The sequence below is a fragment of the Methylocystis bryophila genome, assembly GCF_027925445.1.
Taxonomy (GTDB): domain Bacteria; phylum Pseudomonadota; class Alphaproteobacteria; order Rhizobiales; family Beijerinckiaceae; genus Methylocystis; species Methylocystis bryophila.
Map to the genome: position 1 here is coordinate 2,865,735 of NZ_AP027149.1, position 23,704 is coordinate 2,889,438.

The following is a 23,704-nucleotide window of genomic DNA, read 5'->3' on the forward strand; positions in this document are numbered from 1 at the left end:
AGTGAGACGCAAGTGACCTTCATGCACTGAAGCGCTGTCAAGCCTACTGCGCCGCGCGCAGGATCTCCGGATACGCGCACTGCTCTGCGCTCTTCTCATGGATGCCCAGATTCGCCGGCGGTTCGATGAAGGGAAGGCCGAGCGTTTGCCAAACATCGACCAGCGCCTCGACGAGCGCGCCAATATGCTCGCGGGTGTGATGAGGCGTCGGCGTAATGCGCAGGCGCTCCGCTCCCTTAGCGACGGTGGGATAGTTAATCGGCTGGATGTAGATACCATGCCGGTCAAGCAACATGTCGCTCGCCGCCTTGCAAAGCTGAGCGTCGCGCACCAAAACCGGCACGATGTGCGAACTGTTTTCGAGCACCGGAAGGCCCGCCGCCAACAGCGCATGCTTTGTGACTTGCACGGCGCGCTGGTGGGTCGCGCGAATCTCGGGCCGCGACTTCAACAGCCGCACCGCCGCGCAGGCCGCCGCGGCCACCGCCGGCGGCAGCGCTGTCGTAAAGATGAAGGACGGAGCATAGCTGCGAACCGCGTCGATCAGCGCCGCGTCCCCTGCGATATAGCCGCCGAGCGCGCCAAAGCCCTTGGCAAGGGTGCCTTCGATCACATCGATCTGGTCCATTACGTCCGCCTGCTCGCAGACGCCGCCGCCACGCGCCCCATACATGCCAACGGCGTGCACTTCGTCGATATAGGTCATTGCGCCGTACCGCTTCGCGAGAGCGGCGATCTCCGCAACGGGAGCGACATTACCGCTCATCGAGTAGAGGCTCTCGAAGACGATGAGCTTTGGGCGGTCGCCAGCCGTGATCAGCAGCTCCTCGAAATGCTCGAGATCGTTATGCCGGACGACCCTCTTTTCGGCGCGTGACCGCCTGACGCCTTCGATCATCGAATTGTGATTGGACTCGTCGGAGAGGATCAGGCAGTTGGGCAGAAGGTCGGCGATGGTTGAAATCGCCGCGAGATTGGAGATCCAGCCGGACGTGAAGACGAGCGCCGCCTCCTTGCGATGCAGGTCCGCCAGCTCGCGCTCGAGCTCGACGATCGCTTGGCTCGTGCCGGAGATGTTTCGAGTGCCGCCCGCGCCGGCGCCGGTTCTCCCGGCGGTCTCGATCATGGCCTGGATGACCTCGGGGTGCTGTCCCATGCCGAGGTAGTCGTTCGAGCACCAGATCGTGACGTCCTGGCTGCACCCGTCCGGACGCCGCCAAGCGGACACGGGGAAGGACTCAACGTCGCGCTCGATTGGGACGAACACCCGATAACGGCGCTCGGAACGCAGGCGAAACACGGCTGCCTCGAAGTAGCGTCGATAGTTCATGATTCTTACCGCCCCTCTCAGCCCGCGATGCCAGCAAAAGACAAATTCCTCGTGTGAGCGATCCACGAAGTTATGTGAGTTGCAGTCGCACTTTGCGAGTTCACTGGAAATCGGTTCAGCCGATTGACAAGCATTCAATCCAATCTCTGTGCTTTGCAGGCTTAGACGATGGCTCTAGCGCTAGGGGTTGCTCCTATTCAGCAGCCGCCGCTCTGGAGTAATCGGTTAATTCCTGTTCCGTGCTCGCTCTCGATATTTCTTCAGCTACTCGTCTGGCATTTTCTCGACGCGCGCGTTCCTGCGCGGTTCGACGCCGACGAAACTCAGCTCGCTCCTCCGGCGTCATTTGAGCGATGTAAGATCGATTCTGCGCATTTCTACGATCCTTCCGCGCGCGCAGCTCCTCGGGGGTTAAAGCCCCCCGAGTTTTTGGCCTAGGCTGCGCCTCATTTCCTGGTTCCGGGCGCTCCGCTTGGTCCTCTTCTTCGTCCACCTCATCATAGGGCGAGGGCCAAAGCACTTCTGCGACGACAAAAAGTTGATCCGTAAATCGCTCGAACTCTTCGCGCGACTTGATGGTGACGGAAACCTTTAGAGCGTCTTCGCAGTGCGCCTGGAAGTCAATCTGCATAGATGTCAGCCCTGTACTCTCCGCTCCTGGAACTCTCTTTTAAAGCTTTATATTGCGAGTAAAGCTTCATATTGCGAGACATTGCGCGATATGTTAAGACCGGCCGCTGATACATAGTGTATCAGCAGAGACTGGCTGTCAAGAAGGATGAGGCGCCACGTACCTTGGAATGCGCTGGCTCTCCTCTAAACTCTGAGATGATCGCGCCGCCGTCGCCTGGCCCATGAAGGCATATGCGGTAAGGGGCAGATTTCCAGGCGACTGGCTCTTGGCTCAGGCAGGCGGATTAGGCTTGCTACAGGCGCCTCTCGCATCATCCGACGGCCCTCTCGCGCTGAAGAACTCAAACGTGGATGCCGAGTAAGACGTGAAGCTAGCGCGCTGGCGCTGCGACAGGGCTGACGGTCGCTGCGCCGAGCTTGCCGCAAGAGCTGTCGGCGTCGCGCGCGACACGCCCGATCGCTGGAAAAAAACTTCTCGGCCATCACAGGCTGCGCGGTGAGGTCGGCGCAGCCTGTCCAGATCGACACGCTCTTCATCAATATCCGCCTCGACAGGCCAATCAAGCACTTCATCGGCTATGACCCGTCGCCAAATGCACGACGACCGCGTGGCCGGCCATGCCAGCGCCACCAGCGCCAAAGCGGTTCTCGACAAGCTTCTCGCCGAGGCGCCGTTCGCAACAAGCGGGATTCGAGTCGACGGCGGGAGCGAGTGCAAATCCACGTTCGAGGCGAAGTGTCAGGGACGCGGCCTCGAGCTCTTCGTCCTGCCACCCAAGCGACTCGATCTCAACGGGTGCGTCGAACGCACTCAGTTCTAACGGCGCTACGAGTTCTACGCCGCCTAGAAACTGCCGCATAAAATCGAAAAGCTCCAAACCTTCGTCGACGCCATCGCTTATCGCTACAACACCTAAAGGCCGCACAACGTTGGCGAAAAAGCCCGCAAGAGTATCTGCAGGCTGAAGGCTACGGGCGATCCCGGCCGTCTCAGATTTCATGAGACCGGAGATCGCCTTGCTTCCGGGCCAGAGCGTGTTTAGGTGTCGCCTCTCAGGTCGGCGGCTGGGGTCCGCCCGGAGCCGAGCGCGCGGGACTCACGGCCCACCGACCCGCACTTCACGCAAGGAGACGTCCGCCCCGTGGCGACAATTTCCGAGTTTTTCAATCCGACGCGTTTCATGGCGCTGACGGACCGGCTGCTTCCCTGGCTCTCGGGCGCCGCGGCGCTGTTGCTCGGCGTCGGGCTCTATGCCGCCTTCTTCCTCGTTCCGCCGGATTATCAGCAGGGCGAGACGGTGCGGATCATGTATATCCACGTGCCCGCCGCCTGGCTTGGCATGTTCGCCTATATTGTGATGAGCTCCGCCTCGATCGGCGCGCTCGTCTGGCGTCATCCGCTGGCCGATGCGGCGCAGAAGACGGCGGCGCCGCTCGGCGCGCTCTTCACTTTTCTCTGCCTCGTCACGGGCTCGCTCTGGGGCAAGCCCATGTGGGGAACCTTTTGGGTCTGGGACGCGCGCCTCACCTCTTATCTCGTGCTGTTCCTCATCTATCTCGGCGTCATCGCAATCCGCCAGACGATGGACGACACGCCGCGCGGCGCGCGCGTCGCCGCCATCATGACGCTTGTCGGCCTCGTCGACATCCCGATCATCAAATTCTCGGTCGACTGGTGGAACACGCTGCATCAGCCGGCGTCGGTGTTCCGCGCCGGCGGCTCGACGATCTCGGGCTCGATGCTCTGGCCGCTGCTCGTCATGGCGGCGGGCGCCTCCTGCCTCTTCCTGGCGCTGCATTTCATGGCGCTGCGCAATGAGATCCTGCGCCGGCGACTCGCGCGTCTTACGCTGCGCGCCGTGCGCGCCGAGGAGGCGCTGACATGAACGCCGATCCGCACTGGGGCTATATCATCGCGGCTTACGCCATCGCCTTCGTTGTGGTCGGCGGCGCGATCTGGCGCATCGTTGGCGAGCATCGCAGGCTCTTGGCCGAGCTCGCGCGCTTCAAGGATCAAGGAGAGGAGGGTTGAGCGCCGGGGAGGAGAAAAGCCCGCGGACCTGGCTCCGTCTCGCGCCGCTCGGCGTCTTTCTGCTGTTGGCCGGACTCTTTGTCATTCGGCTCTATTCCGGCGATCCCTCGAAGCTCCCCTCGGCGCTCATCGGCCGGCCGGCGCCGGCCTTCACGCTTCCGGCGGTCGAAGGACTGGCTGGCGTTTCGGGCTTCGGCGACGCCGATTTGCGTCAAGGCCATGTCAGCGTCATCAACGTCTTCGCCTCCTGGTGCGCGCCTTGCCGCGCCGAAGCGCCGACGCTGTTGACGCTCGCCCATGACGAGACGCTGAAGGCTGCGGGCGTCAAGCTCTACGGCCTTTCTTACAAGGACGATGCGGCAAATGCGGTGCGCTTCCTGACGCAGGAAGGCAATCCCTTCGACGCCGTCGGCGCGGATTCTCTCGGCCGCACGGCGATCGACTTCGGCGTCTATGGCGTGCCGGAGACCTTCGTCGTCAGAGGCGACGGGGTCGTCGCCTATAAATTCGTGGGACCTTTGTCGCCCTATGCGCTGGAGAAGACGCTGATCCCCGAGATCGAGAAGGCGCAGAAGGCGTCGGCGGCGCAGGGCTCGTAATCCTGGCTCTCGCGAGTGGTTCATAGTGCCCTCGCGAGGTAACGCTTTTCCAGCCGGCGACTCTTCGGCGCAGCTTCGGAAAGCACCACGCGCGTTTGCATGCGAATGAGCATCGCCGCGCGTGGCAGGCGCCTCGCCTGCAAAACATCGCTCGCCGTTTAGCCAGCCCCTTCATGATGACGCTGCCGCATCCCTGCGCGATGCGACGGTGGACCATGTCGTGGTCTCACACCAGGCGGCAGAGTCCGCGGAAACTGGCGCCTGATTGATGGGGTTCATGAGGAAGGCGGCCTGCGTCGGCCTCGAGCACCGCGCGGGCATAAGGAAGATAGCGCGCAGGAGGGCTAGGTTCGTTTCGCCCCAGGGACGATGGCGCCGTGATGATTGCTGTCGGCCAGCGAGCCGCAACACGTCGCAATCGCATGCAGCAGAACGCCGTTGGAGTCGGTGCTAGTGAATTGGCTGCCGTGATTCGTGTTAAAAAATTCGGGCCAGTGACGTCCGACAAACGCATCTTGAATCGTCTCGATGCAAAGCGCCGTCTCCATCGTGATCGACAAGCTGTGGGCTCACGTCGCATCGATGACACGTCGATCATCGCGGCGAAACAGGCGAAGACTCTCGCCATCGAGGGGCAAGCGATGTCCATCACTCCACATCTGATCCGGTCGCTTGATCCTCGCGGCGCACAATTGATGCGGATCAGGCAATCATTGCTCTTTATGTAGAAGCTCCACTCGGCATATGCTCACGCTTCGCCTCATTCCAAAGTTAGGAATGTCGCTGAAGGTTTAGTCCTGTCAGGCGTGTGTCAGTTACCGCGGTTAGGGCTAACGGTGCGGCTCAATCGAGTTGCGTGTCATGCTGCTGGTGAATGAAAAACGAGAGGTCGCATCAGAATGCGGGCAACGGCTTGAGCTGGCTCCGAGGATGGCGGGAAGTTGCGCGGAACTCGTTGTTCCGCGTCGCGGCTCTGCTGCTCTTCGCAATCGCGTGCAGCGTGATTGCAACGGGGTCGCTCGCCCAAAGCTCACGTCCTGGCGCCGATTTTCATCCGTCATACGACCAACCCTTGCGAGGCGCTTTCGACCACGAGAAGACCGGCTTCCCACTCACACGCAGCCACTCCACAGTGGCGTGCGAGTCCTGTCACATAAAGGGCCGCTTCAAGAACACTCCGAGATATTGTTTTGGTTGCCACAACGGTTCCGATGTGGCTGGCAGGCCTCCCTCGCATCCTCCGACAACGGAGAAATGCGAGGCCTGCCACGATACGACTTTCTGGCGTGACATCCGCATCATCGATCACACGCAGGCTTCTATCGAATGCGCCGCCTGCCACAATGCACGGATCGCTCCCGGCAAGCCGGCCGGACATATCCGCACGCTTGCATCCTGCCAGCTTTGCCATAACAGCACGTCGAGTTTCGCTAACGCGATCGTGATGAACCACTCGGGGATCGCGAGCGGTTGTGCGAATTGCCACAACAATGTCACTGCGATTGGTAAGCCGCCGAACCACATCCAGACCGCTCTGCCATGTGAGAGTTGCCATAAGAGCTTTTCCGATTTCTTGGGAGCGGCGTTCACCCATCAGTCGCAGGACACCAATTGCGTGAGCTGCCACAATGGGACGACGGCGGTCGGCTTAACGACGCCGCCGCATATCCCGACCGGGACGATCCAATGCTCGGGCTGCCACAACAATGCGCCGGGGACGCTGCTGACGAGCTTCACGACGGCGCCCGGCTATCCGCAGGCGATGGGGGCGGCCGGGCATGCGGTGGTGGCGTCGATGCGCTGCGACAGCTGCCACAGCGGCGCCTATACGAACCAGGGTCTGACGGGGGCCTATGGGACGGCGAGCTTCCCCGGCCATGTGGCGACGAACGGCCAGGACTGCGCCGCCTGCCACAAGAGCGCGGCGACGAGCTTCACGAGCTGGGCCGGGGCAGGCTTCGTGCACACGGCGGCCAACACCAATTGCGTGAGCTGCCACAATGGGACGACGGCGACGGGCTTGGCGACGCCGCCGCATATCCCGACCGGGACGATCCAGTGCTCGGGCTGCCACAACAATGCGCCGGGAACGCAAATCACGAGCTTCGCGACGGCGCCGGGCTATCCGCAGGCGATGGGGGCGGCCGGGCATGCGGTGGCAGCGTCGATGCGCTGCGACAGCTGCCACAGCGGCGCCTATACGAACCAGGGTCTGACGGGGGCCTATGGGACGGCGAGTTTTGCAGGGCACGTGGCGACGAACGGGCAGGACTGCGCCGTCTGTCACAAGAGCGCGGCGACGAGCTTCACGAGCTGGGCCGGGGCAGGCTTCGTGCACACGGCGGCCAACACCAATTGCGTGAGCTGCCACAATGGCACGACGGCGACGGGTCTGGCGACGCCGCCGCATATCCCGACCGGGACGATCCAATGCTCGGGCTGCCACAACAATGCGCCGGGAACGCTGCTCACGAGCTTCACGACGGCGCCCGGCTATCCGCAGGCGATGGGGGCGGCGGGGCATGCGGTGGTGGCGTCGATGCGCTGCGACAGCTGCCACAGCGGCGCCTATACGAACCAGGGTCTGACGGGGGCCTATGGGACGGCGAGCTTCCCCGGGCACGTGGCGACGAACGGGCAGGACTGCGCCGTCTGTCACAAGAGCGCGGCGACGAGCTTCACGAGCTGGGCCGGGGCAGGCTTCGTGCACACGGCGGCCAACACCAATTGCGTGAGCTGCCACAATGGGACGACGGCGACGGGCCTGGCGACGCCGCCGCATATCCCGACCGGGACGATCCAGTGCTCGGGCTGCCACAACAATGCGCCGGGGACGCTGCTGACGAGCTTCATCACGGCGCCCGGCTATCCGCAGGCGATGGGGGCGGCCGGGCATGCGGTGGTGGCGTCGATGCGCTGCGACAGCTGCCACAGCGGCGCCTATACGAACCAGGGTCTGACGGGGGCCTTGGGGACGGCGAGTTTTGCAGGGCACGTGGCGACGAACGGGCAGGACTGCGCCGTCTGTCACAAGAGCGCGGCGACGAGCTTCACGAGCTGGGCCGGGGCAGGCTTCGTGCACACGGCGGCCAACACCAATTGCGTGAGCTGCCACAACGGGACGACGGCGACGGGCCTGGTCACGCCGCCGCATATCCCGACCGGGACGATCCAGTGCTCGGGCTGCCACAACAACGCGCCGGGAACGCTGCTGACGAGCTTCATCACGGCGCCCGGCTATCCGCAGGCGATGGGGGTGGCGGGGCATGCGGTGGTGGCGTCGATGCGCTGCGACAGCTGCCACAGCGGCGCCTATACGAACCAGGGTCTGACGGGGGCCTATGGGACGGCGAGCTTCCCCGGGCATGTGGCGACGAACGGCCAGGACTGCGCCGTCTGTCACAAGAGCGCGGCGACGAGCTTCACGAGCTGGGCCGGGGCAGGCTTCGTGCACACGGCGGCCAACACCAATTGCGTGAGCTGCCACAATGGGACGACGGCGACGGGCCTGGCGACGCCGCCGCATATCCCGACCGGGACGATCCAGTGCTCGGGCTGCCACAACAATGCGCCGGGGACGCTGCTGACGAGCTTCATCACGGCGCCCGGCTATCCGCAGGCGATGGGGGCGGCGGGGCATGCGGTGGTGGCGTCGATGCGCTGCGACAGCTGCCACAGCGGCGCCTATACGAACCAGGGTCTGACGGGGGCCTATGGGACGGCGAGCTTCCCCGGCCATGTGGCGACGAACGGGCAGGACTGCGCCGTCTGTCACAAGAGCGCGGCGACGAGCTTCACGAGCTGGGCCGGGGCAGGCTTCGTGCACACGGCGGCCAACACCAATTGCGTGAGCTGCCATAATGGGACGACGGCGACGGGCCTGGCGACGCCGCCGCATATCCCGACCGGGACGATCCAGTGCTCGGGCTGCCACAGCAATGCGCCGGGAACGCTGCTCACGAGCTTCATCACGGCGCCCGGCTATCCGCAGGCGATGGGGGCGGCGGGGCATGCGGTGGTGGCGTCGATGCGCTGCGACAGCTGCCACAGCGGCGCCTATACGAACCAGGGTCTGACGGGGGCCTATGGGACGGCGAGCTTCCCCGGCCATGTGGCGACGAACGGGCAGGACTGCAGCGTCTGTCACAAGAGCGCGGCGACGAGCTTCACGAGCTGGGCCGGGGCGGGCTTCGTGCACACGGCGGCCAACACCAATTGCGTGAGCTGCCACAATGGGACGACGGCGACGGGCCTGGCGACGCCGCCGCATATCCCGACCGGGACGATCCAGTGCTCGGGCTGCCACAACAATGCGCCGGGGACGCTGCTGACGAGCTTCATCACGGCGCCCGGCTATCCGCAGGCGATGGGGGCGGCGGGGCATGCGGTGGCAGCGTCGATGCGCTGCGACAGCTGCCACAGCGGCGCCTATACGAACCAGGGTCTGACGGGGGCCTATGGGACGGCGAGCTTCCCCGGCCATGTGGCGACGAACGGGCAGGACTGCGCCGTCTGTCACAAGAGCGCGGCGACGAGCTTCACGAGCTGGGCCGGGGCAGGCTTCGTGCACACGGCGGCCAACACCAATTGCGTGAGCTGCCACAATGGGACGACGGCGACGGGCCTGGCGACGCCGCCGCATATTCCGACCGGGACGATCCAGTGCTCGGGCTGCCACAGCAATGCGCCGGGAACGCTGCTGACGAGCTTCACGACGGCGCCCGGCTATCCGCAGGCGATGGGGGCGGCCGGGCATGCGGTGGTGGCGTCGATGCGCTGCGACAGCTGCCACAGCGGCGCCTATACGAACCAGGGTCTGACGGGGGCCTATGGGACGGCGAGCTTCCCCGGGCATGTGGCGACCAACGGCCAGGACTGCGCCGTCTGTCACAAGAGCGCGGCGACGAGCTTCACGAGCTGGTCGGGGGCAGGCTTCGTGCACACGGCGGCCAACACCAATTGCGTGAGCTGCCACAATGGGACGACGGCGACGGGGCTCACGACGCCGCCGCATATCCCGACCGGGACGATCCAGTGCTCGGGCTGCCACAATAATGCGCCGGGAACGCTGCTCACGAGCTTCATCACGGCGCCCGGCTATCCGCAGGCGATGGGGGCGGCCGGGCATGCGGTGGTGGCGTCGATGCGCTGCGACAGCTGCCACAGCGGCGCCTATACGAACCAGGGTCTGACGGGGGCCTATGGGACGGCGAGCTTCCCCGGCCATGTGGCGACGAACGGGCAGGACTGCGCCGTCTGTCACAAGAGCGCGGCGACGAGCTTCACGAGCTGGGCCGGGGCAGGCTTCGTGCACACGGCGGCCAACACCAATTGCGTGAGCTGCCACAATGGGACGACGGCGACGGGCCTGGCGACGCCGCCGCATATTCCGACCGGGACGATCCAGTGCTCGGGCTGCCACAGCAATGCGCCGGGAACGCTGCTGACGAGCTTCACGACGGCGCCCGGCTATCCGCAGGCGATGGGGGCGGCGGGGCATGCGGTGGTGGCGTCGATGCGCTGCGACAGCTGCCACAGCGGCGCCTATACGAACCAGGGTCTGACGGGGGCCTATGGGACGGCGAGCTTCGCCGGCCATGTGGCGACGAACGGGCAGGACTGCAGCGTCTGTCACAAGAGCGCGGCGACGAGCTTCACGAGCTGGGCCGGGGCGGGCTTCGTGCACACGGCGGCCAACACCAATTGCGTGAGCTGCCACAATGGGACGACGGCGACGGGCCTGGCGACGCCGCCGCATATCCCGACCGGGACGATCCAGTGCTCGGGCTGCCACAACAATGCGCCGGGGACGCTGCTGACGAGCTTCATCACGGCGCCCGGCTATCCGCAGGCGATGGGGGCGGCGGGGCATGCGGTGGTGGCGTCGATGCGCTGCGACAGCTGCCACAGCGGCGCCTATACGAACCAGGGTCTGACGGGGGCCTATGGGACGGCGAGCTTCCCCGGCCATGTGGCGACGAACGGGCAGGACTGCGCCGTCTGTCACAAGAGCGCGGCGACGAGCTTCACGAGCTGGGCCGGGGCAGGCTTCGTGCACACGGCGGCCAACACCAATTGCGTGAGCTGCCACAATGGGACGACGGCGACGGGCCTGGCGACGCCGCCGCATATCCCGACCGGGACGATCCAGTGCTCGGGCTGCCACAGCAATGCGCCGGGAACGCTGCTCACGAGCTTCACGACGGCGCCCGGCTATCCGCAGGCGATGGGGGCGGCGGGGCATGCGGTGGTGGCGTCGATGCGCTGCGACAGCTGCCACAGCGGCGCCTATACGAACCAGGGTCTGACGGGGGCCTATGGGACGGCGAGCTTCGCCGGCCATGTGGCGACGAACGGGCAGGACTGCAGCGTCTGTCACAAGAGCGCGGCGACGAGCTTCACGAGCTGGGCCGGGGCGGGCTTCGTGCACACGGCGGCCAACACCAATTGCGTGAGCTGCCACAATGGGACGACGGCGACGGGCCTGGCGACGCCGCCGCATATCCCGACCGGGACGATCCAGTGCTCGGGCTGCCACAACAATGCGCCGGGGACGCTGCTGACGAGCTTCATCACGGCGCCCGGCTATCCGCAGGCGATGGGGGCGGCGGGGCATGCGGTGGTGGCGTCGATGCGCTGCGACAGCTGCCACAGCGGCGCCTATACGAACCAGGGTCTGACGGGGGCCTATGGGACGGCGAGCTTCCCCGGCCATGTGGCGACGAACGGCCAGGACTGCGCCGTCTGTCACAAGAGCGCGGCGACGAGCTTCACGAGCTGGTCGGGGGCAGGCTTCGTGCACACGGCGGCCAACACCAATTGCGTGAGCTGCCATAATGGGACGACGGCGACGGGCCTGGCGACGCCGCCGCATATTCCGACCGGGACGATCCAGTGCTCGGGCTGTCACAGCAACGCGCCGGGAACGCTGCTGACGAGCTTCACGACGGCGCCCGGCTATCCGCAGGCGATGGGGGCGGCGGGGCATGCGGTGGTGGCGTCGATGCGCTGCGACAGCTGCCACAGCGGCGCCTATACGAACCAGGGTCTGACGGGGGCCTATGGGACGGCGAGCTTCCCCGGGCATGTGGCGACGAACGGGCAGGACTGCGCCGTCTGTCACAAGAGCGCGGCGACGAGCTTCACGAGCTGGTCGGGGGCAGGCTTCGTGCACACGGCGGCCAACACCAATTGCGTGAGCTGCCACAATGGGACGACGGCGACGGGTCTGGCGACGCCGCCGCATATCCCGACCGGGACGATCCAGTGCTCGGGCTGCCACAACAATGCGCCGGGGACGCTGCTGACGAGCTTCACGACGGCGCCCGGCTATCCGCAGGCGATGGGGGCGGCGGGGCATGCGGTGGCAGCGTCGATGCGCTGCGACAGCTGCCACAGCGGCGCCTATACGAACCAGGGTCTGACGGGGGCCTATGGGACGGCGAGCTTCCCCGGCCATGTGGCGACGAACGGGCAGGACTGCGCCGTCTGTCACAAGAGCGCGGCGACGAGCTTCACGAGCTGGGCCGGGGCAGGCTTCGTGCACACGGCGGCCAACACCAATTGCGTGAGCTGCCACAATGGGACGACGGCGACGGGCCTGGCGACGCCGCCGCATATCCCGACCGGGACGATCCAGTGCTCGGGCTGCCACAACAATGCGCCGGGGACGCTGCTGACGAGCTTCACGACGGCGCCCGGCTATCCGCAGGCGATGGGGGCGGCGGGGCATGCGGTGGCAGCGTCGATGCGCTGCGACAGCTGCCACAGCGGCGCCTATACGAACCAGGGTCTGACGGGGGCCTATGGGACGGCGAGCTTCCCCGGCCATGTGGCGACGAACGGGCAGGACTGCGCCGTCTGTCACAAGAGCGCGGCGACGAGCTTCACGAGCTGGGCCGGGGCAGGCTTCGTGCACACGGCGGCCAACACCAATTGCGTGAGCTGCCACAATGGGACGACGGCGACGGGCCTGGCGACGCCGCCGCATATCCCGACCGGGACGATCCAGTGCTCGGGCTGCCACAACAATGCGCCGGGGACGCTGCTGACGAGCTTCATCACGGCGCCCGGCTATCCGCAGGCGATGGGGGCGGCGGGGCATGCGGTGGTGGCGTCGATGCGCTGCGACAGCTGCCACAGCGGCGCCTATACGAACCAGGGTCTGACGGGGGCCTATGGGACGGCGAGCTTCCCCGGCCATGTGGCGACGAACGGGCAGGACTGCGCCGTCTGTCACAAGAGCGCGGCGACGAGCTTCACGAGCTGGGCCGGGGCAGGCTTCGTGCACACGGCGGCCAACACCAATTGCGTGAGCTGCCACAATGGGACGACGGCGACGGGCCTGGCGACGCCGCCGCATATCCCGACCGGGACGATCCAGTGCTCGGGCTGCCACAACAATGCGCCGGGGACGCTGCTGACGAGCTTCATCACGGCGCCCGGCTATCCGCAGGCGATGGGGGCGGCGGGGCATGCGGTGGTGGCGTCGATGCGCTGCGACAGCTGCCACAGCGGCGCCTATACGAACCAGGGTCTGACGGGGGCCTATGGGACGGCGAGCTTCCCCGGCCATGTGGCGACGAACGGGCAGGACTGCGCCGTCTGTCACAAGAGCGCGGCGACGAGCTTCACGAGCTGGGCCGGGGCAGGCTTCGTGCACACGGCGGCCAACACCAATTGCGTGAGCTGCCACAATGGGACGACGGCGACGGGCCTGGCGACGCCGCCGCATATCCCGACCGGGACGATCCAGTGCTCGGGCTGCCACAACAATGCGCCGGGGACGCTGCTGACGAGCTTCATCACGGCGCCCGGCTATCCGCAGGCGATGGGGGCGGCGGGGCATGCGGTGGTGGCGTCGATGCGCTGCGACAGCTGCCACAGCGGCGCCTATACGAACCAGGGTCTGACGGGGGCCTATGGGACGGCGAGCTTCCCCGGGCATGTGGCGACGAACGGGCAGGACTGCAGCGTCTGTCACAAGAGCGCGGCGACGAGCTTCACGAGCTGGTCGGGGGCAGGCTTCGTGCACACGGCGGCCAACACCAATTGCGTGAGCTGCCACAATGGGACGACGGCGACGGGCCTGGCGACGCCGCCGCATATCCCGACCGGGACGATCCAGTGCTCGGGCTGCCACAACAATGCGCCGGGGACGCTGCTGACGAGCTTCACGACGGCGCCCGGCTATCCGCAGGCGATGGGAACGGCCGGGCATGCGGTGGCAGCGTCGATGCGCTGCGACAGCTGCCACAGCGGCGCCTATACGAACCAGGGTCTGACGGGGGCCTATGGGACGGCGAGCTTCCCCGGCCATGTGGCGACGAACGGGCAGGACTGCGCCGTCTGTCACAAGAGCGCGGCGACGAGCTTCACGAGCTGGGCCGGGGCAGGCTTCGTGCACACGGCGGCCAACACCAATTGCGTGAGCTGCCACAATGGGACGACGGCGACGGGCCTGGCGACGCCGCCGCATATCCCGACCGGGACGATCCAGTGCTCGGGCTGCCACAACAATGCGCCGGGGACGCTGCTGACGAGCTTCACGACGGCGCCCGGCTATCCGCAGGCGATGGGAACGGCCGGGCATGCGGTGGCAGCGTCGATGCGCTGCGACAGCTGCCACAGCGGCGCCTATACGAACCAGGGTCTGACGGGGGCCTATGGGACGGCGAGCTTCCCCGGGCATGTGGCGACGAACGGGCAGGACTGCAGCGTCTGTCACAAGAGCGCGGCGACGAGCTTCACGAGCTGGTCGGGGGCAGGCTTCGTGCACACGGCGGCCAACACCAATTGCGTGAGCTGCCACAATGGGACGACGGCGACGGGCCTGGCGACGCCGCCGCATATCCCGACCGGGACGATCCAGTGCTCGGGCTGCCACAACAATGCGCCGGGGACGCTGCTGACGAGCTTCATCACGGCGCCCGGCTATCCGCAGGCGATGGGGGCGGCCGGGCATGCGGTGGTGGCGTCGATGCGCTGCGACAGCTGCCACAGCGGCGCCTATACGAACCAGGGTCTGACGGGGGCCTATGGGACGGCGAGCTTCCCCGGCCATGTGGCGACGAACGGGCAGGACTGCAGCGTCTGTCACAAGAGCGCGGCGACGAGCTTCACGAGCTGGGCCGGGGCAGGCTTCGTGCACACGGCGGCCAACACCAATTGCGTGAGCTGCCACAATGGGACGACGGCGACGGGCCTGGCGACGCCGCCGCATATCCCGACCGGGACGATCCAGTGCTCGGGCTGCCACAACAATGCGCCGGGGACGCTGCTGACGAGCTTCATCACGGCGCCCGGCTATCCGCAGGCGATGGGGGCGGCGGGGCATGCGGTGGTGGCGTCGATGCGCTGCGACAGCTGCCACAGCGGCGCCTATACGAACCAGGGTCTGACGGGGGCCTATGGGACGGCGAGCTTCCCCGGGCATGTGGCGACGAACGGCCAGGACTGCGCCGTCTGTCACAAGAGCGCGGCGACGAGCTTCACGAGCTGGTCGGGGGCAGGCTTCGTGCACACGGCGGCCAACACCAATTGCGTGAGCTGCCACAATGGGACGACGGCGACGGGTCTGGCGACGCCGCCGCATATCCCGACCGGGACGATCCAGTGCTCGGGCTGCCACAACAATGCGCCGGGGACGCTGCTGACGAGCTTCACGACGGCGCCCGGCTATCCGCAGGCGATGGGGGCGGCGGGGCATGCGGTGGTGGCGTCGATGCGCTGCGACAGCTGCCACAGCGGCGCCTATACGAACCAGGGTCTGACGGGGGCCTATGGGACGGCGAGCTTCCCCGGCCATGTGGCGACGAACGGGCAGGACTGCAGCGTCTGTCACAAGAGCGCGGCGACGAGCTTCACGAGCTGGGCCGGGGCAGGCTTCGTGCACACGGCGGCCAACACCAATTGCGTGAGCTGCCACAATGGGACGACGGCGACGGGCCTGGCGACGCCGCCGCATATCCCGACCGGGACGATCCAGTGCTCGGGCTGCCACAGCAATGCGCCGGGAACGCTGCTGACGAGCTTCACGACGGCGCCCGGCTATCCGCAGGCGATGGGGGCGGCGGGGCATGCGGTCGTGGCGTCGATGCGCTGCGACAGCTGCCACAGCGGCGCCTATACGAACCAGGGTCTGACGGGGGCCTATGGGACGGCGAGCTTCGCCGGGCACGTGGCGACGAACGGGCAGGACTGCAGCGTCTGTCATAAGAGCGCGGCGACGAGCTTCACGAGCTGGTCGGGGGCAGGCTTCGTGCACACGGCGGCCAACACCAATTGCGTGAGCTGCCACAATGGGACGACGGCGACGGGCTTGGCGACGCCGCCGCATATCCCGACCGGGACGATCCAGTGCTCGGGCTGCCACAGCAATGCGCCGGGAACGCTGCTGACGAGCTTCATCACGGCGCCCGGCTATCCGCAGGCGATGGGGGCGGCGGGGCATGCGGTGGTGGCGTCGATGCGCTGCGACAGCTGCCACAGCGGCGCCTATACGAACCAGGGTCTGACGGGGGCCTATGGGACGGCGAGCTTCCCCGGGCATGTGGCGACGAACGGCCAGGACTGCGCCGTCTGTCACAAGAGCGCGGCGACGAGCTTCACGAGCTGGTCGGGGGCAGGCTTCGTGCACACGGCGGCCAACACCAATTGCGTGAGCTGCCACAATGGGACGACGGCGACGGGCCTGGCGACGCCGCCGCATATTCCGACCGGGACGATCCAGTGCTCGGGCTGCCACAGCAATGCGCCGGGGACGCTGCTGACGAGCTTCATCACGGCGCCCGGCTATCCGCAGGCGATGGGGGCGGCCGGGCATGCGGTGGTGGCGTCGATGCGCTGCGACAGCTGCCACAGCGGCGCCTATACGAACCAGGGTCTGACGGGGGCCTATGGGACGGCGAGCTTCCCCGGCCATGTGGCGACGAACGGCCAGGACTGCAGCGTCTGTCACAAGAGCGCGGCGACGAGCTTCACGAGCTGGGCCGGGGCAGGCTTCGTGCACACGGCGGCCAACACCAATTGCGTGAGCTGCCACAATGGGACGACGGCGACGGGCCTGGCGACGCCGCCGCATATCCCGACCGGGACGATCCAGTGCTCGGGCTGCCACAACAATGCGCCGGGGACGCTGCTGACGAGCTTCATCACGGCGCCCGGCTATCCGCAGGCGATGGGGGCGGCGGGGCATGCGGTGGCAGCGTCGATGCGCTGCGACAGCTGCCACAGCGGCGCCTATACGAACCAGGGTCTGACGGGGGCCTATGGGACGGCGAGCTTCCCCGGCCATGTGGCGACGAACGGGCAGGACTGCGCCGTCTGTCACAAGAGCGCGGCGACGAGCTTCACGAGCTGGGCCGGGGCAGGCTTCGTGCACACGGCGGCCAACACCAATTGCGTGAGCTGCCACAATGGGACGACGGCGACGGGCCTGGCGACGCCGCCGCATATCCCGACCGGGACGATCCAGTGCTCGGGCTGCCACAGCAATGCGCCGGGAACGCTGCTCACGAGCTTCACGACGGCGCCCGGCTATCCGCAGGCGATGGGGGCGGCGGGGCATGCGGTGGTGGCGTCGATGCGCTGCGACAGCTGCCACAGCGGCGCCTATACGAACCAGGGTCTGACGGGGGCCTTGGGGACGGCGAGTTTTGCAGGGCACGTGGCGACGAACGGGCAGGACTGCGCCGTCTGTCACAAGAGCGCGGCGACGAGCTTCACGAGCTGGTCGGGGGCAGGCTTCGTGCACACGGCGGCCAACACCAATTGCGTGAGCTGCCACAATGGGACGACGGCGACGGGTCTGGCGACGCCGCCGCATATTCCGACCGGGACGATCCAGTGCTCGGGCTGCCACAGCAATGCGCCGGGAACGCTGCTGACGAGCTTCACGACGGCGCCCGGCTATCCGCAGGCGATGGGGGCGGCGGGGCATGCGGTCGTGGCGTCGATGCGCTGCGACAGCTGCCACAGCGGCGCCTATACGAACCAGGGTCTGACGGGGGCCTATGGGACGGCGAGCTTCCCCGGGCATGTGGCGACCAACGGCCAGGACTGCGCCGTCTGTCACAAGAGCGCGGCGACGAGCTTCACGAGCTGGTCGGGGGCAGGCTTCGTGCACACGGCGGCCAACACCAATTGCGTGAGCTGCCATAATGGGACGACGGCGACGGGTCTGGTCACGCCGCCGCATATTCCGACCGGGACGATCCAGTGCTCGGGCTGCCACAGCAATGCGCCGGGAACGCTGCTGACGAGCTTCACGACGGCGCCCGGCTATCCGCAGGCGATGGGGGCGGCCGGGCATGCGGTGGCAGCGTCGATGCGCTGCGACAGCTGCCACAGCGGCGCCTATACGAACCAGGGTCTGACGGGGGCCTTGGGGACGGCGAGTTTTGCAGGGCACGTGGCGACGAACGGGCAGGACTGCGCCGTCTGTCACAAGAGCGCGGCGACGAGCTTCACGAGCTGGTCGGGGGCAGGCTTCGTGCACACGGCGGCCAACACCAATTGCGTGAGCTGCCACAATGGGACGACGGCGACGGGTCTGGCGACGCCGCCGCATATTCCGACCGGGACGATCCAGTGCTCGGGCTGCCACAGCAATGCGCCGGGAACGCTGCTGACGAGCTTCACGACGGCGCCCGGCTATCCGCAGGCGATGGGGGCGGCGGGGCATGCGGTCGTGGCGTCGATGCGCTGCGACAGCTGCCACAGCGGCGCCTATACGAACCAGGGTCTGACGGGGGCCTATGGGACGGCGAGCTTCGCCGGCCATGTGGCGACGAACGGGCAGGACTGCAGCGTCTGTCATAAGAGCGCGGCGACGAGCTTCACGAGCTGGTCGGGGGCAGGCTTCGTGCACACGGCGGCCAACACCAATTGCGTGAGCTGCCATAATGGGACGACGGCGACGGGCTTGGCGACGCCGCCGCATATTCCGACCGGGACGATCCAGTGCTCGGGCTGCCACAGCAATGCGCCGGGGACGCTGCTGACGAGCTTCATCACGGCGCCCGGCTATCCGCAGGCGATGGGGGCGGCCGGGCATGCGGTGGCAGCGTCGATGCGCTGCGACAGCTGCCACAGCGGCGCCTATACGAACCAGGGTCTGACGGGGGCCTATGGGACGGCGAGCTTCCCCGGCCATGTGGCGACGAACGGCCAGGACTGCGCCGTCTGTCACAAGAGCGCGGCGACGAGCTTCACGAGCTGGTCGGGGGCAGGCTTCGTGCACACGGCGGCCAACACCAATTGCGTGAGCTGCCACAATGGGACGACGGCGACGGGCCTGGCGACGCCGCCGCATATTCCGACCGGGACGATCCAGTGCTCGGGCTGCCACAGCAATGCGCCGGGGACGCTGCTGACGAGCTTCATCACGGCGCCCGGCTATCCGCAGGCGATGGGGGCGGCCGGGCATGCGGTGGTGGCGTCGATGCGCTGCGACAGCTGCCACAGCGGCGCCTATACGAACCAGGGTCTGACGGGGGCCTATGGGACGGCGAGCTTCCCCGGGCATGTGGCGACCAACGGCCAGGACTGCGCCGTCTGTCACAAGAGCGCGGCGACGAGCTTCACGAGCTGGTCGGGGGCAGGCTTCGTGCACACGGCGGCCAACACCAATTGCGTGAGCTGCCACAATGGGACGACGGCGACGGGTCTGGCGACGCCGCCGCATATTCCGACCGGGACGATCCAGTGCTCGGGCTGCCACAGCAATGCGCCGGGGACGCTGCTGACGAGCTTCATCACGGCGCCCGGCTATCCGCAGGCGATGGGGGCGGCCGGGCATGCGGTGGTGGCGTCGATGCGCTGCGACAGCTGCCACAGCGGCGCCTATACGAACCAGGGTCTGACGGGGGCCTTGGGGACGGCGAGTTTTGCAGGGCACGTGGCGACGAACGGGCAGGACTGCGCCGTCTGTCACAAGAGCGCGGCGACGAGCTTCACGAGCTGGGCCGGGGCAGGCTTCGTGCACACGGCGGCCAACACCAATTGCGTGAGCTGCCACAATGGGACGACGGCGACGGGCCTGGCGACGCCGCCGCATATTCCGACCGGGACGATCCAGTGCTCGGGCTGCCACAGCAATGCGCCGGGAACGCTGCTGACGAGCTTCACGACGGCGCCCGGCTATCCGCAGGCGATGGGGGCGGCGGGGCATGCGGTCGTGGCGTCGATGCGCTGCGACAGCTGCCACAGCGGCGCCTATACGAACCAGGGTCTGACGGGGGCCTATGGGACGGCGAGCTTCCCCGGGCATGTGGCGACCAACGGCCAGGACTGCGCCGTCTGTCACAAGAGCGCGGCGACGAGCTTCACGAGCTGGTCGGGGGCAGGCTTCGTGCACACGGCGGCCAACACCAATTGCGTGAGCTGCCACAATGGGACGACGGCGACGGGCCTGGCGACGCCGCCGCATATCCCGACCGGGACGATCCAGTGCTCGGGCTGCCACAATAATGCGCCGGGGACGCTGCTGACGAGCTTCACGACGGCGCCCGGCTATCCGCAGGCGATGGGAACGGCCGGGCATGCGGTGGCAGCGTCGATGCGCTGCGACAGCTGCCACAGCGGCGCCTATACGAACCAGGGTCTGACGGGGGCCTTGGGGACGGCGAGTTTTGCAGGGCACGTGGCGACGAACGGCCAGGACTGCAGCGTCTGTCATAAGAGCGCGGCGACGAGCTTCACGAGCTGGTCGGGGGCAGGCTTCGTGCACACGGCGGCCAACACCAATTGCGTGAGCTGCCACAATGGGACGACGGCGACGGGCCTGGCGACGCCGCCGCATATCCCGACCGGGACGATCCAGTGCTCGGGCTGCCACAACAATGCGCCGGGGACGCTGCTGACGAGCTTCACGACGGCGCCCGGCTATCCGCAGGCGATGGGAACGGCCGGGCATGCGGTGGCAGCGTCGATGCGCTGCGACAGCTGCCACAGCGGCGCCTATACGAACCAGGGTCTGACGGGGGCCTATGGGACGGCGAGCTTCCCCGGGCATGTGGCGACGAACGGCCAGGACTGCGCCGTCTGTCACAAGAGCGCGGCGACGAGCTTCACGAGCTGGTCGGGGGCAGGCTTCGTGCACACGGCGGCCAACACCAATTGCGTGAGCTGCCACAATGGGACGACGGCGACGGGTCTGGCGACGCCGCCGCATATTCCGACCGGGACGATCCAGTGCTCGGGCTGCCACAGCAATGCGCCGGGGACGCTGCTGACGAGCTTCATCACGGCGCCCGGCTATCCGCAGGCGATGGGGGCGGCGGGGCATGCGGTGGCAGCGTCGATGCGCTGCGACAGCTGCCACAGCGGGGCCTATACGAACCAGGGTCTGACGGGGGCCTATGGGACGGCGAGTTTTGCAGGGCATGTGGCGACGAACGGCCAGGACTGCGCCGTCTGTCACAAGAGCGCGGCGACGAGCTTCACGAGCTGGGCCGGGGCGGGCTTCGTGCATACGGCGGCCAACACCAATTGCGTGAGCTGCCACAATGGGACGACGGCGACGGGCCTGGCGACGCCGCCGCATATCCCGACCGGGACGATCCAGTGCTCGGGCTGTCACAGCAACGCGCCGGGAACCCAGATCACGAGCTTCGCCACGGCGCCGGGTTACTCCGGAATGGGAACGACCGGCCATGCGGCGGTCACAGCGATGCGCTGCGACAGCTGCCATAATGGCAGCTTCACGAGCCAAGGGACGACGGGCGCTTACGGCACGTCGAATTACGCGAACCACGTTCCTACGAACGGTTCCGACTGCATCACCTGTCATGCGACGGCGAGGAGCGGCGGCTACAGCAGCTGGGCCGGCGGCGCCTATGTTCACGCTGCGACCGACACGAATTGCACGGGCTGCCACAACGGCGCCACGGCGGTCGGCCTCACGACTCCGCCGCATGTTCCTGTCGGCTCCGTTCAGTGCGGTCCGGGTTGTCACTCAAATTCGCCTGGAACGGTTTTGACGAGCTTCGCCACCGCGCCGGGTTACTCCGGGATGGGAACGACTGGCCATGCTGTCGTTCACGCCACCCGCTGCGACACATGCCATAACGGCGCCTACAGGAGCCAAGGCACGAGTGGCGGCGCGCGGGGCCCAGATCACAGTGCGAAAACCCAAGATTGCGGCTGTTGTCACGTGAAGGCGGCCCAGAACTTCTCGAGCTGGGACAGTGAACAAAAGCCTGCAGCCGGATGCGTTACTACTGCTAAGAGTCTGTTCTCGCGCAGCGCCATCACGAACTTGCGCGAGTTACTAACGAATAATGGTCTGAGACCGTCCTCTCGGGGTTTCGGAACTCCACAGACCGACTTCACCTTGCATCCATCCATCCCGGGTGGTCTTGAAGGCGCGACGACGCCTTTCCAGAAGCCAGCCCCGGGCGTCGTCCCCGGCCTTCCCTCGTCGCCGACGACGGGAGCGCAAGGTTTCGACCATTTGACGGCAAGAGGGCCTTGCGCGGGCTGTCACAACGGAAGGGACGCGATCGGCAAGCCGGCCAAGCACATCGCGACGTCTGCGACCTGCGACTCTTGCCACAAGAGCACGCGCACCTTCGCGGGGGCGCATTTTGACCACGCCGCGGTCGCCGCCACGAGCTGCGCGAGCTGTCACAACGGAAAGGACGCGATCGGCAAGCCGGCCAAGCACATCGCGACGTCTGCGACCTGCGACTCTTGCCACAAGAGCACGCGCACCTTCGCGGGGGCGCATTTTGACCACGCCGCGGTCGCCGCCACGAGCTGCGCGAGCTGTCACAACGGAAAGGACGCGATCGGCAAGCCGGCCAAGCACATTGCGACGTCAGCAAACTGCGACACCTGTCACAAGAGCACGCGCACCTTCGCGGGGGCGCATTTTGACCATGCCGCGGTCGCCGCCACGAGCTGCGCTAGCTGTCACAACGGAAGGGACGCGATCGGCAAGCCGGCCAAGCACATTGCGACGTCAGCAAACTGCGACTCCTGCCACAAGAGCACGCGCACCTTCGCGGGGGCGCGTTTTGACCACGCCGCGGTCGCCGCCACGAGCTGCGCCAGCTGTCACAACGGAAGGGACGCGATCGGCAAGCCCGCCAAGCACATCGCGACGTCAGCAAACTGCGACTCCTGCCACAAGAGCACGCGCACCTTCGCGGGGGCGCGTGTCGACCACGCCGCGGTCGCCGCCATGCCCTGCGCGGATTGCCACAACGGAAGGGACGCGATCGGCAAGCCGGCCAAGCACATCCCCACGGCAGCGGCCTGCGACTCCTGTCACAAGAGCATTCGGACCTTCGCCGGAGCACGCCTCCTCCACGCGGCCGTCGCCTCCACGCCCTGCGCGAACTGCCATGACGGCAAGACAGCGATCGGCAAGCCCGAGAAGCACATCGCGACGACGGCGGCCTGCGACTCCTGCCACAAGAACACCCTCAACTTCGGAGGCATCACCTTCAACCACAGCGCCGTCGTCGAGACGCCTTGCGCCAACTGCCACAATGGCCGTGACGCCGTAGGGAAACCCATGCGCCACGTCATGACGAGCGCGCCGTGCGATGACTGCCACAAGGGCACGCTGACCTTCACCCTCACGGGAGGAAAATCGATCTTCCATGGGAGAGGCGTGCGCTAAAAAAGACGCCGCTTGGAAAGATTGTCTCAGGAAATTAGAAGGTTGTATTTTTCTTAGGAACGAAATTCTCACGTACAGTTTCATCAGAGAAAACGTTTTTCTGCCAGGAAATACAGTTTAGGCTGGCTCTCTGTGACCTAGAAAACGCATCGCCCCGGCGAGGGTCATTTTGGGGCTCCGATAGGCGCTGAGGTCCCTATAAGATACACAGCGTATCGCTAATCTTGACAGCTCCCCTCAAAATGATACACCATGTATCATATATCGGGTGTCAGGCAACAAGTGTCGCTGTGAAGCGCCGTGCCTGCCACAGGCATGGATGCTTCATCTAATGCTCGAAGAGTATGAATAGAAACCTGTCTAGTTCTGTCAGCTTCCCGTCAGTTCATTGTGCCAGAGTCTGTACACTGCGCCTTAGACGCTGCTGGCGCTGATAGTCGGAGACTTTGTTCGTCGTACCGGTTTCCGAATCCGGCGCA

Annotated in this window: 8 protein-coding genes; 5 read left to right on the plus strand and 3 right to left on the minus strand. The window is 66.6% G+C overall.

Annotated features, from left to right (window positions below; genetic code table 11):
- Positions 1-43: 43 nt before the first annotated feature.
- The 3 genes from hemA to QMG80_RS13365 form a co-directional block, all read right to left on the minus strand.
- A complete protein-coding gene (gene hemA / locus QMG80_RS13355; protein WP_085773254.1) occupies positions 44-1,330 on the minus strand; it encodes a 5-aminolevulinate synthase in 1,287 nt (428 codons plus the stop codon).
- 193 nt (positions 1,331-1,523) lie between these two features.
- Complete coding sequence (locus tag QMG80_RS13360; RefSeq protein WP_085773255.1) at positions 1,524-1,961, minus strand: hypothetical protein; 438 nt, start codon at positions 1,959-1,961, stop codon at positions 1,524-1,526.
- A gap of 571 nt (positions 1,962-2,532) precedes the next feature.
- Entirely contained in the window at positions 2,533-2,964 is a 432-nt protein-coding gene (locus QMG80_RS13365) for a hypothetical protein (RefSeq protein WP_158658894.1), read from the minus strand.
- Positions 2,965-3,114: 150 nt separating this feature from the next.
- Between QMG80_RS13365 and QMG80_RS13370 the strand changes: the two genes are divergently transcribed.
- The 5 genes from QMG80_RS13370 to QMG80_RS13390 all read left to right on the plus strand — a co-directional run bounded on the left by QMG80_RS13370 (position 3,115) and on the right by QMG80_RS13390 (position 23,225).
- Positions 3,115-3,849: a heme ABC transporter permease gene (locus QMG80_RS13370; protein WP_432806979.1), complete on the plus strand. Its 735-nt coding sequence runs from the start codon at positions 3,115-3,117 to the stop codon at positions 3,847-3,849.
- Complete coding sequence (ccmD, locus tag QMG80_RS13375) at positions 3,846-3,995, plus strand: heme exporter protein CcmD (protein ID WP_085773257.1); 150 nt, start codon at positions 3,846-3,848, stop codon at positions 3,993-3,995. Before QMG80_RS13370 ends, ccmD begins: the two co-directional genes overlap by 4 nt.
- Entirely contained in the window at positions 3,992-4,594 is a 603-nt protein-coding gene (locus tag QMG80_RS13380) for a DsbE family thiol:disulfide interchange protein (RefSeq protein WP_085773258.1), read from the plus strand. The genes ccmD and QMG80_RS13380 overlap by 4 nt, the downstream gene beginning before the upstream one ends.
- 377 nt (positions 4,595-4,971) lie before the next feature.
- Positions 4,972-5,322, plus strand: a complete 351-nt coding sequence (locus QMG80_RS13385) for a hypothetical protein (protein WP_158658895.1) — start codon at positions 4,972-4,974, stop codon at positions 5,320-5,322.
- A gap of 485 nt (positions 5,323-5,807) precedes the next feature.
- Complete coding sequence (locus QMG80_RS13390) at positions 5,808-23,225, plus strand: cytochrome c3 family protein (RefSeq protein WP_281926138.1); 17,418 nt, start codon at positions 5,808-5,810, stop codon at positions 23,223-23,225.
- The last annotated feature ends 479 nt before the right edge of the window (positions 23,226-23,704 follow it).